The sequence below is a fragment of the Pseudomonas sp. SDO55104_S430 genome (assembly GCF_054070595.1).
Genome location: NZ_JBSVXG010000011.1, coordinates 21,756 through 35,418, shown reverse-complemented (window position 1 = coordinate 35,418; position 13,663 = coordinate 21,756). Strand labels below are relative to the sequence as shown.

At 61.3% G+C, this 13,663-nt stretch carries 18 protein-coding genes; all 18 read left to right on the top strand.

What is annotated here, in order from left to right:
- Nucleotides 1-2: 2 nt before the first annotated feature.
- The 18 genes from ACW9JE_RS03765 to ACW9JE_RS03680 all read left to right on the top strand — a co-directional run bounded on the left by ACW9JE_RS03765 (nucleotide 3) and on the right by ACW9JE_RS03680 (nucleotide 13,660).
- The gene (locus tag ACW9JE_RS03765) at nucleotides 3-1,397 is read left to right on the top strand and encodes a DUF4055 domain-containing protein (RefSeq protein WP_457431955.1); all 1,395 of its coding nucleotides are present in this window, start codon (nucleotides 3-5) and stop codon (nucleotides 1,395-1,397) included.
- A complete protein-coding gene (locus ACW9JE_RS03760) occupies nucleotides 1,398-2,510 on the top strand; it encodes a hypothetical protein (protein ID WP_457431954.1) in 1,113 nt (370 codons plus the stop codon).
- Entirely contained in the window at nucleotides 2,507-2,755 is a 249-nt protein-coding gene (locus ACW9JE_RS03755; protein ID WP_457431953.1) for a hypothetical protein, read from the top strand. The genes ACW9JE_RS03760 and ACW9JE_RS03755 overlap by 4 nt, the downstream gene beginning before the upstream one ends.
- A 129-nt stretch (nucleotides 2,756-2,884) precedes the next feature.
- Nucleotides 2,885-3,658: a hypothetical protein gene (locus ACW9JE_RS03750; protein WP_457431952.1), complete on the top strand. Its 774-nt coding sequence runs from the start codon at nucleotides 2,885-2,887 to the stop codon at nucleotides 3,656-3,658.
- 64 nt (nucleotides 3,659-3,722) lie between these two features.
- Nucleotides 3,723-4,853 (top strand): P22 coat - protein 5 family protein, encoded by a 1,131-nt coding sequence (locus tag ACW9JE_RS03745; protein ID WP_457431951.1) that lies wholly within the window; start codon nucleotides 3,723-3,725, stop codon nucleotides 4,851-4,853.
- A gap of 54 nt (nucleotides 4,854-4,907) precedes the next feature.
- Nucleotides 4,908-5,207: a hypothetical protein gene (locus tag ACW9JE_RS03740; RefSeq protein ID WP_457431950.1), complete on the top strand. Its 300-nt coding sequence runs from the start codon at nucleotides 4,908-4,910 to the stop codon at nucleotides 5,205-5,207.
- Nucleotides 5,208-5,210: 3 nt separating this feature from the next.
- Nucleotides 5,211-5,705 carry a DnaT-like ssDNA-binding protein gene (locus ACW9JE_RS03735; RefSeq protein ID WP_457431949.1) on the top strand — a complete coding sequence of 165 codons (495 nt, stop codon included), beginning with the start codon at nucleotides 5,211-5,213 and terminating at the stop codon, nucleotides 5,703-5,705.
- A complete protein-coding gene (locus ACW9JE_RS03730) occupies nucleotides 5,705-6,094 on the top strand; it encodes a hypothetical protein (protein ID WP_457431948.1) in 390 nt (129 codons plus the stop codon). Before ACW9JE_RS03735 ends, ACW9JE_RS03730 begins: the two co-directional genes overlap by 1 nt.
- Nucleotides 6,091-6,720 (top strand): hypothetical protein, encoded by a 630-nt coding sequence (locus ACW9JE_RS03725; RefSeq protein WP_457431947.1) that lies wholly within the window; start codon nucleotides 6,091-6,093, stop codon nucleotides 6,718-6,720. Before ACW9JE_RS03730 ends, ACW9JE_RS03725 begins: the two co-directional genes overlap by 4 nt.
- Nucleotides 6,720-7,142, top strand: a complete 423-nt coding sequence (locus ACW9JE_RS03720) for a phage tail terminator-like protein (RefSeq protein ID WP_457431946.1) — start codon at nucleotides 6,720-6,722, stop codon at nucleotides 7,140-7,142. Before ACW9JE_RS03725 ends, ACW9JE_RS03720 begins: the two co-directional genes overlap by 1 nt.
- A 69-nt stretch (nucleotides 7,143-7,211) precedes the next feature.
- Nucleotides 7,212-7,859, top strand: coding sequence for a phage tail protein (locus ACW9JE_RS03715; RefSeq protein WP_457431945.1), 648 nt, complete (start codon nucleotides 7,212-7,214; stop codon nucleotides 7,857-7,859).
- A gap of 9 nt (nucleotides 7,860-7,868) precedes the next feature.
- A complete protein-coding gene (locus tag ACW9JE_RS03710; RefSeq protein WP_457431944.1) occupies nucleotides 7,869-8,252 on the top strand; it encodes a phage tail assembly chaperone in 384 nt (127 codons plus the stop codon).
- Nucleotides 8,253-8,269: 17 nt separating this feature from the next.
- Nucleotides 8,270-8,563: a DUF1799 domain-containing protein gene (locus ACW9JE_RS03705; RefSeq protein ID WP_457431943.1), complete on the top strand. Its 294-nt coding sequence runs from the start codon at nucleotides 8,270-8,272 to the stop codon at nucleotides 8,561-8,563.
- Nucleotides 8,564-8,585: 22 nt separating this feature from the next.
- Nucleotides 8,586-11,651 carry a phage tail tape measure protein gene (locus tag ACW9JE_RS03700; protein ID WP_457431942.1) on the top strand — a complete coding sequence of 1,022 codons (3,066 nt, stop codon included), beginning with the start codon at nucleotides 8,586-8,588 and terminating at the stop codon, nucleotides 11,649-11,651.
- A 9-nt stretch (nucleotides 11,652-11,660) separates the two neighbouring features.
- Nucleotides 11,661-11,990, top strand: a complete 330-nt coding sequence (locus ACW9JE_RS03695; protein ID WP_457431941.1) for a phage tail protein — start codon at nucleotides 11,661-11,663, stop codon at nucleotides 11,988-11,990.
- Nucleotides 11,987-12,679 carry a phage minor tail protein L gene (locus ACW9JE_RS03690; protein ID WP_457431940.1) on the top strand — a complete coding sequence of 231 codons (693 nt, stop codon included), beginning with the start codon at nucleotides 11,987-11,989 and terminating at the stop codon, nucleotides 12,677-12,679. The genes ACW9JE_RS03695 and ACW9JE_RS03690 overlap by 4 nt, the downstream gene beginning before the upstream one ends.
- A gap of 2 nt (nucleotides 12,680-12,681) precedes the next feature.
- Entirely contained in the window at nucleotides 12,682-13,392 is a 711-nt protein-coding gene (locus ACW9JE_RS03685; protein WP_457431939.1) for a C40 family peptidase, read from the top strand.
- A gap of 37 nt (nucleotides 13,393-13,429) precedes the next feature.
- Complete coding sequence (locus tag ACW9JE_RS03680) at nucleotides 13,430-13,660, top strand: hypothetical protein (RefSeq protein WP_457431938.1); 231 nt, start codon at nucleotides 13,430-13,432, stop codon at nucleotides 13,658-13,660.
- Nucleotides 13,661-13,663: the final 3 nt, after the last annotated feature.

The window sequence follows — 13,663 nt, the reverse complement described above, 5'->3', positions numbered from 1 at the left end:
CCATGAGCGACGATCCAAGCAAAACGCTGCCGGCAGTGGACGCCATGCGCGAGGACTGGGCCATCGTCGATCCTTTGATGGGCGGCACCAAGGCCATGCGCGAAGCGGGCGAGGAGCTGCTGCCGAAGTGGCCAAAGGAAGAGGACTGCGACTATCGGAACCGCAAGAAGCTCTCCACGCTGCTTCCGGCCTACAGCGAGACGGTCAAGAACATGACCGGGCGCGTGTTCGCCGAGCCGATTGTGCTGGGTGATGACCTGGCTAAGCCGATCGAGGAGCACGTCGAGAACATCGACCGACAGGGCAACAACCTGCAGGTCTGGGCGCAGACGTTCTTCACCCAAGCACTGTCGCATGGCCTGTGTCATGTGCTGGTCGAGTATCCGAAGACCAAGGACGATGAAGGCAATCAGGTCATCGTCACCAAGGCCGATGAGCAGGCTGCCGGGGTTCGCCCATACGTGGTCATGATCCGGCCTCAGCAGGTCATCGGCTGGCGGTCCAGCACTGTCGACGGCGCGCACGTCCTGACCCAGTTCCGCTACATGGAATCGGTCGAGGAAGACGACGGCACCTTCGGCACAAAATGCATCGACCAGATCCGCGTGTTGGAGCCTGGCAAGTGGTCGACCTACCGCAAAGCCGAGAGCGGCGAGCGCAAGGGCGAGTGGATCCTGTACGACGAGGGCGGCAACTCCCTCAAGCAAATCCCGCTATCCACGCTCTACACCGGCCGCACCGGGTACATGACGGCCAAGCCGCCATTGCTCGAACTGGCCTTCCTCAACGTCAAGCACTGGCAGTCGCAGAGCGACCAGGACAACATCCTGCACGTCGCCCGGGTGCCGATGCTGGCCATCGTCGGGATCGAAGACGATACCTGGGAGCTGAAGGTCGGTACCGCATCGGCCACCAAGCTGCCGAAAGAAGGCGACATGAAGTGGGTGGAGCACACCGGCAAGTCCATCGAGGCGGGCCGGGTGTCGCTTCAAGACCTCGAAGACCAGATGCGGATCGCCGGCGCCAAGCTGCTCCAGAAGGAGAAGCAGGTCACCAAGACCGCGACCCAGGCTGAGGATGAGGCGGCTCAGGAGATGAGCCCGCTGCAAACCATGGCCGGGCAGTTGGAGGACACGCTGGACCAGGTGCTGGAGTTCATGGCCGAGTTCATTGGCGAGAAGGAAGGCGGTCACACTCAGGTCAACGGCAACTTCGACATCGACTTCGCACCCGAAACAACTCTCCCGCTGCTGCTCAACATGGCCAGCCAAGGGCGTCTGTCCGACGAGACACTGTTCTCCGAGATGCAGCGCCGCAACGTGGTGTCGAGCGACATCAAGTGGGACGAAGAGAAAGCCAAGATCGCCGAACAGGGGCCGAGCCTCGGAGTGCTCTAAATGCCAACCGTCAACCAGGTGCTCGAAGACGAGCAGGTCGCGCACAGCGTCTCGCTCGAAAAGTACAAGGTTGGTGTGGTCCGGCGGATCATCGCGCTGCTGAATCGCTCGGATGCCGAGCTTTCGTCAGCCTTGTCCGCTGCGCTGGAGCGGTTGCCGGCCGAATCCTTCACGGTCGAGCGCCTGGAGTTGCTGTTGGCTGAGGTGAGGGCGATCAACGCCCAAGCCTATGCCGCTGTCGCCCAGGAGCTACAGAGCGACCTGAAGGAACTGGCAGGCTACGAGGCGAACTGGCAGCAGGCGCTGTTCGAGAAGACGATTCCCGAGCCGGTGCAGGTCCGTTTCCCGATCGCCAGTGTCAGCGCCGAGCAGGCATATGCCGCGGCACTGTCCCGGCCATTCCAAGGGCGCTTGCTCAAGGATTGGGGAACCGAAATCGCTGCCGACCGCATGGTCAAGGTGCGCAATGCCGTCCGGACCGGTTACCTCGAGGGCAAGACCACCGACCAGATCATCCGCAGCATTCGCGGAACCAGGGCGGCGGGATACGCCGATGGCTTCCTCGAACGGCCCCGCAAGGACCTTGCCGCAGTTGTCAGGACGGCAGTGAGCCACACCGCGGCGACAGCCCGGCAAGAGTTCAACAAGGCCAACGAAGAGATCCTGAAAGCTGACAAGTGGGTCAGCACGTTGGATAACAAGACCTCGCCGATGTGCCGCATCCGCGATCAGCTTCAGTACACCGCCGTCACGCACAAACCGATCGGGCACAAGGTGCCGTGGCTGCAAGGCCCGGGCAAGATCCACTGGTGCTGCCGGTCGACATCGAGCCCCGTCACCAAGTCATGGCGTGAACTGGGCATCCCGCTCGACGAGATGACCCCGGCCCAGCGCGCGAGCATGGACGGCCAGGTCCCGGGCAACACCACCTACAGCGAATGGCTCAACCGCCAGTCCGACGCCCGCAAGCTGGAAGTGCTCGGCCCGGCCCGGTACCAGATGCTGAAGGATGGCAAGGACCTCGAGGACTTCTACACGCCTACCGGCGAGTGGATGACTCTGGATCAGATGCGCGCGCGGGATGCTGCGACATTTGCTAGCATCGCGGCATGACCGACAAACCCCGCTTTCACGTAATCACGGGCACATCAGCCCCGGGAACTCCGGCGGAAGAGGTGCGCAAGCGCGTGCGAGCGGCGCCAAAGCCACCGACGATGGTTCAGTGCCATCGCTGCGGCGGGCGCGAGGTCATCGAGAGCAAGATCGGCGTGCTGATGAAGAACGGCAAGCCCACCGGCGGGACGAAGGCACTGCTCTGTTTGGCGTGCCTGCTCAAAGGTGAGCGTGTCACGCTGTAGTGTCACGAAACGAATTCAAACAGCCCTGGCATCCGCCGGGGTTTTTTATGTCCACGATTCAAACCGGCCTCGTCAATGACGGGGCTTTTTTATGCCGCCAGGCGGCCAACAGACCCAAGGGGTTAGCAGATGTTTATTTTCGGCAAATGGTATCCGCTGATGGCGGAAGAGGGTGGCGGTGAAGGTGGTGACGGCGGTAACGGTGGTGGTGGAGCCCAAGGGGCAACGTTCACGCCCGAACAGCAAGCGGTATTCGACGCGAAGCTGGCCGAAGCCGTGAATGGCCTGAAAGGCAAGAACAGCGAACTGCTCGGCAAGTTGAAAGCTGCCAGCGACAACGCTGCCCGCTTCGAAGGCATCGACCCTGATGCAGTGCGCGGGATCCTCTCGAAGTTCGCCAACGACGAAGAGGCCGCCCTGATTGCGAAGGGTGACATCGACACCGTGATGACCAAGCGCGCCGAGCGCATGAAGGCAGGCTTCGAGAAAGACCTGAAGACTGCGCAGGAAGCCGCTGCAACCGCATCCAGCCGCACCGAAAAGTTCGCCTCCCGCGTTCTGAAGGGCGAAGTCGTGGGCGCCGCCACTGAGGCAGGCGTGCACAAGTTCGCCATGGAAGACGCGATGCTCGCTGCAGCTCGCGACTTCGAACTGGACGATGACGGTAACCCCATCGCCCGCGAGGGCAAGTTCGGCAAAGACGGTAAGCCGCTGACGCTCAAGGAGTGGTTTGCGGAAATGAAGGACTCCCGTCCTCACTGGTTCCCTGCTACCGGCAACGGCGGCGGAGCGGGCCACGGTGGCGGTAGTGGCTCGAAGGTGATGACCCAGGCTGATTTCGATGCGCTCCCCGCCAAGCAGCGGGCCGCAGCGATGGAAGGCGGCGTCACCATCAAGGGCTGATCAACACAACCCAATCCCAGGCCCGCCATGAGCGGGTTTTTTATTGTCATAAGGAAACCGCCACATGGCCAACATCTTCACCGCACTTCAGCCGGTTCTGTACAGCGCCGCACAGGAAGTGTCCAACGAACCGTTCGGTGTAATCTCCGCGATCACCGCTGACTTTGACGATAAAGGCGTTGCCGTTGGTGATGCCGTCAAGGTTCCGGTCGCGCCGATCCGCGCCGTCAAGTCCTTCACCCCGTCGATGGCGATGCCAACCGGCGACGACGCGACTGCTGATGGTGTGTCCGTTCAGATCACCAACACCGACTACGTCGACTGGAACCTGACCGGCGAGCAGATCAAAAGCCTGGAAAACGCCGGCTCCGACAAGGAGTGGGTGCGCCAGATGATCGCCCAGGGCATGCGCGCCCTGCGTAACAAGGCCGAGATCGCTGCCTGCACCGCAATCAAGGTCGGCGCCTCCCGCGCTGTCGGTACCGCCGGCACCAACCCGTTCGCCTCGGACATCAACATCATCCCTGACGTACGCAAGGTGCTGTTCGACAACGGCGCTCCGATGGCCGACCTGCAGCTGTGCATCGACTCCAGCGCCGGCACCTCGGCCCGCAAGCTGGGCATCATCCAGCAGGCCTATCAGGCTGGCTCGGACGCCGAACGTCGCTCCGGCGACCTGCTGCGTCAGTTCGGCTTCGCGATTCGCGAGTCTGCTGGTATCACCGCGCACACCAAGGGCACTGGCGCTTCTTACGTCACCTCCGGCTCGACCGGTATCGACGTTCCGAACGTCGCACTGGTAACCGGTACTGGTACCGTTCTGGCTGGCGACGTCGTGACCTTCGCGGCCGACACCGCCAACAAGTACGTCGTGAACGCCGGTGTAGCCGCTCCGGGAACTATCACCCTCGGCCGCCCAGGCGCTCAGATCGTGATCCCGACCGCGAACGCACTGACCGTTGGCAACAACTACGTGCCGAACCTCGCGTTCGAGCGCTCGGCTGTTGTGGGTGTAATGCGCGCACCGATCATCCCGGACAACCCGATCATCAACCAGACCCTGATCAGCGACAAATTCGGCATGACTTACCTCTTGCTGCAAATCGCTGGTTACGGCATGACCACCTGGCAGCTGCACATCGCCTACGGCTTCAAAGTCGTTCAGGGCGAGCACGTTGCCGTCGTCATGGGCTAATAGCCTGTCCCGGCCGGGGGCTTCGGCCCCTGGCTACTCAAGAGGAAGTGAATCATGGCTGGTTTGACCAAAGAGCAAAAAGCGGCGAAGGCCCTGCTGGAAAAGGCTGGTGAGCTGAGCGGCCTGAAGGCCGAAGAGTTCGCGCTGTTGTCTGCCGAAGAGCAGGCGGCGCACACCGCAAAGGCGCAGGAAGCGTTGGATGCCGCCGCAGCAGCGGCTGCCGCCAAGAAGTCTGAGCCAGAAGAAGAGGTGGACAACTCCCACCTGATCGCAGTGGCCAAGGATGGTGAAACCATTCATGTGCACCCGACCTGCCTCGCCGCGCACCGGCTGATTGGCTGGAAAGAGGTGTAAGCCATGGCTCTCGTCATCGAAACAGGCGCAATCGTCCCAGGTGCCGAGAGCTTTGCGTCGGCCGCCGAACTGGTGGCGTACGCGGCGAACTTCGGCCGGGTGATCCCGGCGGATACCACGGCGCAGGAAGCGCTGTTGCGCCGCGCCGCGCTGGAGATGGATGCGAAGCCGTGGAAGGGGCGGACAGTCAATCGCGATCAGGCTCTGGCCTGGCCTCGAATGAACGTCTGCAGAAATGGCTTCACGCTGCCGTCCGATTCCATCCCTGCCCAGATCAAAGCCGGCCAGATGGCCCTGGCCACCGAGATCCATGCCGACGATCTGTCACCGCCTGAGCAGCGCCTTGGCGCAATCAGCCGGGAGAAGGTCGGCCCGCTTGAAACCGAGTACTCGACTGCAAGCCCCATCATCAGCAAGCCTGCCGCTGTTCGGCAGTCCTATGCGCAGTTCTCCGGGCTTCTGCAGTCGTCCAGTCAGGTGTCACTGAGTAGAAGCTGATGGCCGATATCTACGATCGAGCGAAGGCGAGCGCTGCGCGAATGCTGGCGCCTCGCAGCAGGGGCGGGAAAGGCCTCGAACTGTCACTGCTGCGTGTCACGACCGGTGAATATGATCCGGATACCGGTACAAACCCGGTCACCACGGAACAATTCGACGGCTCGGGCTTTCGCGAGAACTACCGGCAGCAGGATATTGACGGCACGCTGATCAAGCTGGGTGACGTGAAGATCCTGATCTCGCCGTTACTGCTCGACGGCACAGACACGCCGCAACCCATCAGCCAGGACAAGATCCTGTTCGACGGTGACACCTACACCGTGCAGAACGTCGATCCCTGGGATTACGCCGGCCTCGCGGTTGGCTTCAGTGTGCAGGCGCGCAAATGAGCTTCTCCCTTGATCTGAAGGCGTTCGCCGAGAAGGTCGAAGCCAATGCCGAGACGGTGATCAAGAAGGTTGCCATCGACCTGCTGTCTGCTGTGGTGGATCGCTCGCCGGTGGGTAACCCTGAGATCTGGGCAGCCAACTTGGCGTACCGAAGCAAAACCAAAGCCGTGGCTGATGCATACGACGCCCATGTCGATGTGCGCAATGCCAACATCTCGCTCGACCCGAGCAACTTCACCCGCGGGGGCAACCTGAAGCGCGGGGTGAAGTACGCCAAGCATCTGACCAAGGCAGAGCGGGATCAGAACTTTGATGTCAACGGCCTGGTGGCTGGCAAGGATTACGTCGGCGGCCGGTTCCGCGGCAACTGGCAGGTGTCATTCGATAAGGCCAAGACCGGCACGCTGGAGCGCATCGACCCGTCTGGGGCCGCCTCAATTGGCGATGGCACGACCGTCATTCAGGGCTTCACCACCCAGGTCGGCACCATCTGGATGATGAACAACCTGCCATACGCTCAGCCGCTGGAGTACGGGCATTCGGCTCAAGCGCCGGCCGGCATGGTCCGGATCTCTGTGCTTGAGGTGCAAATGTTCATCACCAAGGCCATATCGGAGTTGCCCTGATGAGTGACCGAATTATACGCAGCCTCTTTGAGGCTCGCCTGAAGGCCTGGGCCACGGCCAGGGTTCAACCCCTGCCGATCGCCTATGAGGATGTCGCCTTCACGCCGCCGGCGGACGGATCGACGTTCTTGCGCGCGTTCCTGCTGCCGGCCAACACCACCAGCGAAGACCTTGAAGGCAAGCACACCGCTTACCGCGGCGTGTTTCAGGTCAGCGTGGTGACTAAGGCAGGGCAGGGGCGTGGCGCTGTCGGGCTGATAGCCGAAGAGATCGCCGCACTGTTCCCGAACAACCTGGGCCTGACCAAGGCGGGATTCACCGTCTATGTCCGCTCGCCCATGTCCGCCGCCTCGGCGCAACAGGGCGACACAGCCACCACGCTGCCGCTGTCGTTCCAGTACCGGGCCGACACCGCATCCTAATCCGCCCATTGGGCAAACCCAGAGCCCGCCATCGAGCGGGTTTTGTCATTTCTGCATAGAGGAATTCCCATGGCCGTAAAATTGCCTAACGGTGCGACGTTCGAACACGCTGCCACCTACGCCGCTGCGCTCCCTGTCTCCGCGATTTCTAACGCATCCGAAGCTGTCTGCACCGTGACCGGCGCGACCCTGGTGGCGGGCGACATCGTGCTGGTCGCCTCGGCCTGGACCACGCTGAACAACAAGGTCGTTCGCGTGAAGACCGCGACCGCAACGGCGATCACCCTGGAAGGGATCGACACGACGGACACCACCGTTTACCCGGCTGGTTCTGGCGTCGGTTCCTTGCGCAAGATCCTGACCTGGGTGCAGATCCCGCAGATCACCGACTTCGCATCGTCCGGTGGCGACCAGAACTACACCGACGTCGCGTTCCTTGAGGCGCAGCAGGGCTTCCAGATCCCGACCGACAAGTCCGCAGCGAGCATGAACATCACCGTCGCGGATGATCCGACCCTGCCATACGTGCCAGTGGTGACCGCTGCTGACACTGCTCGGACCATCCAGGCCGCCCGCATGAACCTGCCAGGCACCGACAAGCTGTACTACGGGGTCTTCACCTCGTTCTCGCAGCAGCCGGCCATCTCGCGTAACAACGTGATGACCAAGATCGTCTCGATGGCGCTGCAATCCACTGCCACCCGCTACACCTCGTAAGGAAACCCCATGGCCAGCTTCAAGATCGCCCCAGGCGCCACCTTCAAGACCGAGGTCGAGATCCCGCGCGTCGGTTTCGACCCGGTCAAAGTTGAAATCGAGTTCAAGTACCGCGACCGCAAGGAACTGTCGAAGTACTACGACAAGTGGAACACCCAGCGTGATGCGCTCACCCAGGAAGCCATGAAGGACGGTGCAACCTGGGAGGCTGCCACGGAGCGGCAGATCGCGCTGGAGGTCGGCCAGATCAAGGATATCGCCGTCGGCTGGGGTTTTGACGAGGAGTTCACCGAGGAGGCGATCACCGAGTTGGTGACCACCTGCGTCGGTGCGCCCGCTGCGGTGCTCGACGCCTACCAGAAAGCCTACGCGGTTGCCCGCCTGGGAAACTGAAAGCCGCGGCGCGCGCGATGTACGAACCGCGCGCCACTGCCGAAGACATGGCGAAGCTGGGTCTCACCATGGCCGACATTGAAGATTATGACGTGGAGGTCTGGCCAGACAACTGGCCAACCTTCCGCCTGTTCAATGCCCTGGGCACCCAGTGGCGCACCGGTGCCGCCGGAGCGACCGGGCTGGACTACTCGGTCATCCGCGAAGTGGCCACGCTCATCGGCATCAAGAAGCGGCAAATCCCCGAACTCTTTCCTGACCTTCAAGTAATGGAGGCCGAAGCGCTCGCTGTCATGGCTGAGGCGAAGTGAATTTTATTGTCAGGAGAATGGCATGACACAAGACATCGCCAGCCTTGGGATCAAGGTCGACACGGGGGATGTGGCCAAGGCTTCTACGGAGCTGGAGGGCCTGGCCCAGGCTGGCTCGAAGGCCGAGAAAGCCACGGATAACCTGTCCAGTGGCAGCAAGAAAGCAAGCGCCTCAATCAAGGCTATGGCGGCCGAAACGAAGGCAGCAGAGTCTGCCGTAGATGGTGCCGCCAAATCCTTTCGTGCATTGCACGGCGGAACAAGCGCACTTGAGGCCGGGATGTTTTCCCTTGGGAACTCCATCAAGAATGGAACCTTTGTTGATTCCTTAAAATCTACTCAGGAAGCCAAAGATTGGCTGGCGTCTCTGAATGCTACAACCAAGGAGTCAAGCGCAGCGTTCCTTGATGCAAGCAAAAAGCTGACCTATCTCTCGACCGGAATGAAAGGTCTTGGCGCTTGGTCAGGGTCGGGGACCCCTTTTTTTGGTCAGATCGGCAAGCAGGGCCTTGAGGCTGCTGCTGGTTTGACGGCATTCAACAAAACTTCCGCTCAAACAACGATATCGGCCAAGCAAACGGCTGCTGCCCTGCGTGGCGTGCCGGCGCAGTTCACCGATATCGTCGTTAGTTTGCAGGGAGGCCAAGCGCCGCTTCAAGTTCTGCTACAGCAAGGCGGCCAACTCAAGGACATGTTTGGCGGGATTGGTCCCGCTGCGCGGGCGCTTGGTGGATATGTTGCAGGCCTGGTCAATCCGTTCACGGTGGCAGCGGCCGCCGCTACGGGTCTTGGAGTTGCCTATTTCAAGGGCAGTGAAGAGGCTACAGCTTATAACAAGGCGCTGATCCTCAGCGGCAATGCCGCCGGAACCAGCGCCGATCAACTGGCTTCGCTGGCCAGCCAGGTCAATTCGACCATCGGTACAACTGGCGCTGCTGCTGAAGTGCTAGCCCAGTTGGCAGGTAACAGCAAGATCGCCGGGGAAAGTTTCAGCGTCGTGGCCACCGCTGCGCTTGAGATGCAGTCGGCCACGGGCAAGGCGATCGAGGAAACCGTCGCCGAGTTCACCAAGATCAGCAAGGACCCGGTCGCCGCCGCCAAGGAACTGAACGATCAGTACAACTTCCTCACGGCCTCGGTCTACTCGCAGATCGTCGCGCTGAAGGAGCAGGGCGACACCATCGGCGCCGCCAGGCTGCTCACCGACACCTATGCCGACACCATCAAGACTCGTACCAGCGACATCACCGCGAACCTGAGTCTGTGGGAACGTGCGTGGAAGGGCGTTGCTTCCGAAACCAGGAAGACGCTGGACGCTTTCAATGACATTGGCCGTGCGGAGGATGCCGCCAAAAAGATCGCCGACCTCACCCAGCAGGTTGCGTATGCACGTAGCGCGGTGGCAGCGGATTCGTCCGACACCGACGCAAGAGAGAAGCTGCAGAATTCACAGCTCGAACTGGACTTCCTCATCAAGCAGCGCGACACGCAGTCGGCAATCGCAGCGGCCCAAGGGCTGTATGCGGAGCGCCAGAAGGCAGGCATCGACTCCTATGCCTGGCTGCAAAAAGAACTTGAGGGTACCGCGTCCAAAGCGGACAAGCTCAAGAAGGCGCTGGAGGAAGTAGACCGCAAGGTTGCGAAATCGCGAGCGGCGGGGCTGACAATCTCGGATGCCGAAGTTCAGAAGCTCTATCAGCAAGAGCGAGACAATCACAAAGATCCGAAGACGGCTGGCAAAGCTGTCAACCTGAGCGGCTACAACGACGCGCAGAACGCCATCAAGGAACTGCAGGCTGCCTACAACAACTCCGAAAAGGAACTGGAGGCGCAGCAGAAGGCGGGGCTGATCACCCAGCAGAACTATCTGGACCAGCGTACCGCGTTGATCCGGGCTGAGCGTGAGGAGGTAACTGGCGCATATCAGGCGGAGATTGCAGCGCTCGAGGCTGCCAAGGACAAGGCCGGCACGACTGGCGCCCAGCGCATCCAGCTGGACCAAAAGATCGCCGATGCACGCACCAACATGGTCAAGGCGCAGAAGGATGCCGACAGCCAGCTGGAAATCCTCGCAACCAACGAGGAAGGCCGGCTGAAGAAGCAGGCGCTGGCGATCAAGACCTACACCGATGCCTTGCAGCAGCAGGTGACCACGCTTCGCCAGCAAGGGCAGCGTGAAGCTGCAGGCATTGGCATGGGCGACCGCCAGAAGGGGCTGCAGAGCCAGTTCAACGGCATCGACGACCGCGCCAATCAGCAACGCATCGACCTGGCCAACCAGTATGGCGATGGCTCGCGCGGCATGAGCCTGGAGGAGTACAACGCCAAGCTGAAGGCCGTCGAGCAGAGCCAGCAGGACCTGCGAAACACGGTGGTCGCCAACTATGACGACATGACGGACGCCCAAGGTAGCTGGTCTGCCGGTGCATCCTCGGCATGGGAGAACTACCTGGAGTCGACGCGGGACGTGGCCGGGCAGACCAAAAGCCTGCTCACCAACGCCTTCAGTTCCGCCGAAGACGCCATCGTCCAGTTCGTGACGACCGGGAAGTTGTCGTTCTCCGACTTCGCCAAGTCGGTGCTGGCTGATATGGCCCGGATCGCAGCGCGGCAGGCCGGTTCTTCCGCGCTCAGCGGGTTGTTTCAGGTGGCTGGCAGCGTTGCTGCGTCCTACTTCGGTGGTAGCTCGTCTCAGTCGCTGGGTGCATCGCAGGCCGGTTATTCATCGACCTATTTCCCACAAGCGAAGGGCGGAGCTTGGTCCGGCGGAGTGCAGATGTTCGCCAACGGCGGAGCTTTCACCAACAGCATCCTCAGTCAGCCCACGGCATTCGGTATGGCCAACGGCGACATGGGAGTAGCGGGAGAGGCTGGCCCAGAGGCGATCATGCCGCTTGCACGCGATTCGCAAGGACGACTCGGCGTGCGTGGGGGCGGTGGCGGAACGACGTTCAACATGAGCTTCTACATCGACGCTGATGATGGTGGCGACACCCTGCCGGATCCTGCGCGCCTGGCTGACGCCATCAAGACCGTCTGCAAACAGGAAATTGCACTAGCACGCCGGAATGGTGGGCAACTCACTTAAGGAGGCGTCATGCCGACATTCACATGGCAGGCGACGTATGACGCCACCAAGACCATCACCCCGACGGTCAAGGTCATCAAGTTCGGCGACGGGTATGAACAGCGGCAGGGCGCCGGGATCAACCGGCAGCCGCGCAAGTTTGACCTGACGTTCAAGCGAGTGAAGGCGGAGGTCGAAGCCATTGACGCGTTCCTGAAGGCAAGGGGTGCTATCGAGTCCTTCGACTACGTTCACCCTGGGCAGACGACAGGGAAGTTTGTTTGCCGAGAGTGGGCCCGCACCAATGTCGCTCGCGGCGTCGATAGCCTGTCAGCAACCTTTGAAGAGGTGTTCGAATGAGTGCGCTTCAGGGTCAACTGGCGCTCGCCAATGGCATGGCGATCTGGGAAGGCTTCGAACTGGTGTTGCCCGGCCAGACAATTCGCTTCCATGCAGGGACCAATGAAAATCTGGGCTCTGTTATCTGGCAGGGACTTACATACACCCCCTGGCCGATCAATGCCGTCGAGTTTGCCACGCCGAGCCAGGGGTCTCCGGCCAGGCCAAAGCTGCAGGTCGGTAACTTCGGCGGCACAGTGTCCGCCCTCTGCCGACAGTACGATGATCTGTTAGGGGTGAAGCTCAAGCGCCGGAGGACGCTGGTGAAGTATCTCGACGCGGTGAACTTCTCCGGGGGAAACCCTACGGCCAACCCGGCCGAGGAGTATCCCGTCGAAACGTGGTTCATCACGCGCAAGGCCAATGAAACCCCAGCGGCCATTGAGTTCGACCTGGGATCGCCCCTTGATCTGGAAGGCGTGAAACTGCCGCGGCGTCAGGTTGTCGCTGGCACATGCCTTTGGGCTTACCGATCGGGCGAGTGCGGCTATGCCGGCGGTCCGGTGGCGGACTATGCAAACAATCCAACCAGCGACCCAGCGAAGGACCAATGCAGCCGCACTATGACGGGCTGCAAATTGCGCTTCGGCGTGAGTGGTGAACTTCCATTCGGCGGCTTCCCGGGCATCGCCAGCGTACCGAGACTTTGATCATGAGCGAACTGTTCAACAGGTGTCGAGCCGATGCTGAGGCCCATGCTCGGGCCGAGTACCCGCGAGAAGCCGTCGGCTTGGTCGTCAGTGTGCGCGGCAAACCCTCGTATGTGCCTTGCCGTAATCAATCGGAAGAGCCTGACCACTTCATCCTGCACCCGGAAGACTACTCGGCCGCCGAAGACATGGGCGATATCGTCGTCGTCGTGCATTCGCACCCGGATGCCGGACCAGAGCCGAGCCTGCACGACATCGCGAGTCACGCGATCAGCCGCATGGCTTGGTGGATCGTCGGGCTGAAGGATGACGTGGCCACCTGGCACGAAATGCCGGCCGCCGGCGAGATGGCGCTGGAGGGGCGCGTTTTCGTTCACGGCGTCATCGACTGTTACACCCTGGTCCGCGACTACTACCGACAGGTGCTTGGCATCGATTTGCCAGACTACTACCGCAAGGACGACTGGTGGCACAACGGCGAGAACCTCTACGTCGACAACTTCACCCAGGCCGGCTTCGTCCAGGTGGATACGCCGCAGAGCGGTGACCTGATTGTCATGGCCATCGGCAGCCCGACGCCATGCCACGGCGCAATCTGGCTTGAGGGCGATGTGCTGCTGCATCACCTGTATGGCCGGCTGAGCTGCCGCGAAGTCTATGGCCGGGCTTACCGGGAGTGCACGACGCACATTCTTAGATACGCCGATTCGTAACCAGCCACATGATGCGGCGATGCCGCGGGAGATCGATATGACCAAAGTGATCGAGGTAACGCATTTTCGCACGGAGAAGTTCACCCTGACCCGCGCAGAACTGGTCGCGGCACTTACAGCCAAATATGGGGAGGAGCCTGTTTTCAAGGAGGGTCGCTTGCAACAGGTATTTAACCCGATCTATTTCCTCGATGGGAATGACTTCGAGTCTACGGATTTTGTGTTTCAAGTTGACCAGGTATTGCCACGGTCAACTCTCGCGCGGTGAGGA

Coding starts and splice junctions, on each gene's coding strand:
- ACW9JE_RS03765 (WP_457431955.1), top strand. CDS start 3: ATGAGCGACGATCCAAGCAAAACGCTGCCGGCAGTGGACGCCATGCGC.
- ACW9JE_RS03760 (WP_457431954.1), top strand. CDS start 1,398: ATGCCAACCGTCAACCAGGTGCTCGAAGACGAGCAGGTCGCGCACAGC.
- ACW9JE_RS03755 (WP_457431953.1), top strand. CDS start 2,507: ATGACCGACAAACCCCGCTTTCACGTAATCACGGGCACATCAGCCCCG.
- ACW9JE_RS03750 (WP_457431952.1), top strand. CDS start 2,885: ATGTTTATTTTCGGCAAATGGTATCCGCTGATGGCGGAAGAGGGTGGC.
- ACW9JE_RS03745 (WP_457431951.1), top strand. CDS start 3,723: ATGGCCAACATCTTCACCGCACTTCAGCCGGTTCTGTACAGCGCCGCA.
- ACW9JE_RS03740 (WP_457431950.1), top strand. CDS start 4,908: ATGGCTGGTTTGACCAAAGAGCAAAAAGCGGCGAAGGCCCTGCTGGAA.
- ACW9JE_RS03735 (WP_457431949.1), top strand. CDS start 5,211: ATGGCTCTCGTCATCGAAACAGGCGCAATCGTCCCAGGTGCCGAGAGC.
- ACW9JE_RS03730 (WP_457431948.1), top strand. CDS start 5,705: ATGGCCGATATCTACGATCGAGCGAAGGCGAGCGCTGCGCGAATGCTG.
- ACW9JE_RS03725 (WP_457431947.1), top strand. CDS start 6,091: ATGAGCTTCTCCCTTGATCTGAAGGCGTTCGCCGAGAAGGTCGAAGCC.
- ACW9JE_RS03720 (WP_457431946.1), top strand. CDS start 6,720: ATGAGTGACCGAATTATACGCAGCCTCTTTGAGGCTCGCCTGAAGGCC.
- ACW9JE_RS03715 (WP_457431945.1), top strand. CDS start 7,212: ATGGCCGTAAAATTGCCTAACGGTGCGACGTTCGAACACGCTGCCACC.
- ACW9JE_RS03710 (WP_457431944.1), top strand. CDS start 7,869: ATGGCCAGCTTCAAGATCGCCCCAGGCGCCACCTTCAAGACCGAGGTC.
- ACW9JE_RS03705 (WP_457431943.1), top strand. CDS start 8,270: ATGTACGAACCGCGCGCCACTGCCGAAGACATGGCGAAGCTGGGTCTC.
- ACW9JE_RS03700 (WP_457431942.1), top strand. CDS start 8,586: ATGACACAAGACATCGCCAGCCTTGGGATCAAGGTCGACACGGGGGAT.
- ACW9JE_RS03695 (WP_457431941.1), top strand. CDS start 11,661: ATGCCGACATTCACATGGCAGGCGACGTATGACGCCACCAAGACCATC.
- ACW9JE_RS03690 (WP_457431940.1), top strand. CDS start 11,987: ATGAGTGCGCTTCAGGGTCAACTGGCGCTCGCCAATGGCATGGCGATC.
- ACW9JE_RS03685 (WP_457431939.1), top strand. CDS start 12,682: ATGAGCGAACTGTTCAACAGGTGTCGAGCCGATGCTGAGGCCCATGCT.
- ACW9JE_RS03680 (WP_457431938.1), top strand. CDS start 13,430: ATGACCAAAGTGATCGAGGTAACGCATTTTCGCACGGAGAAGTTCACC.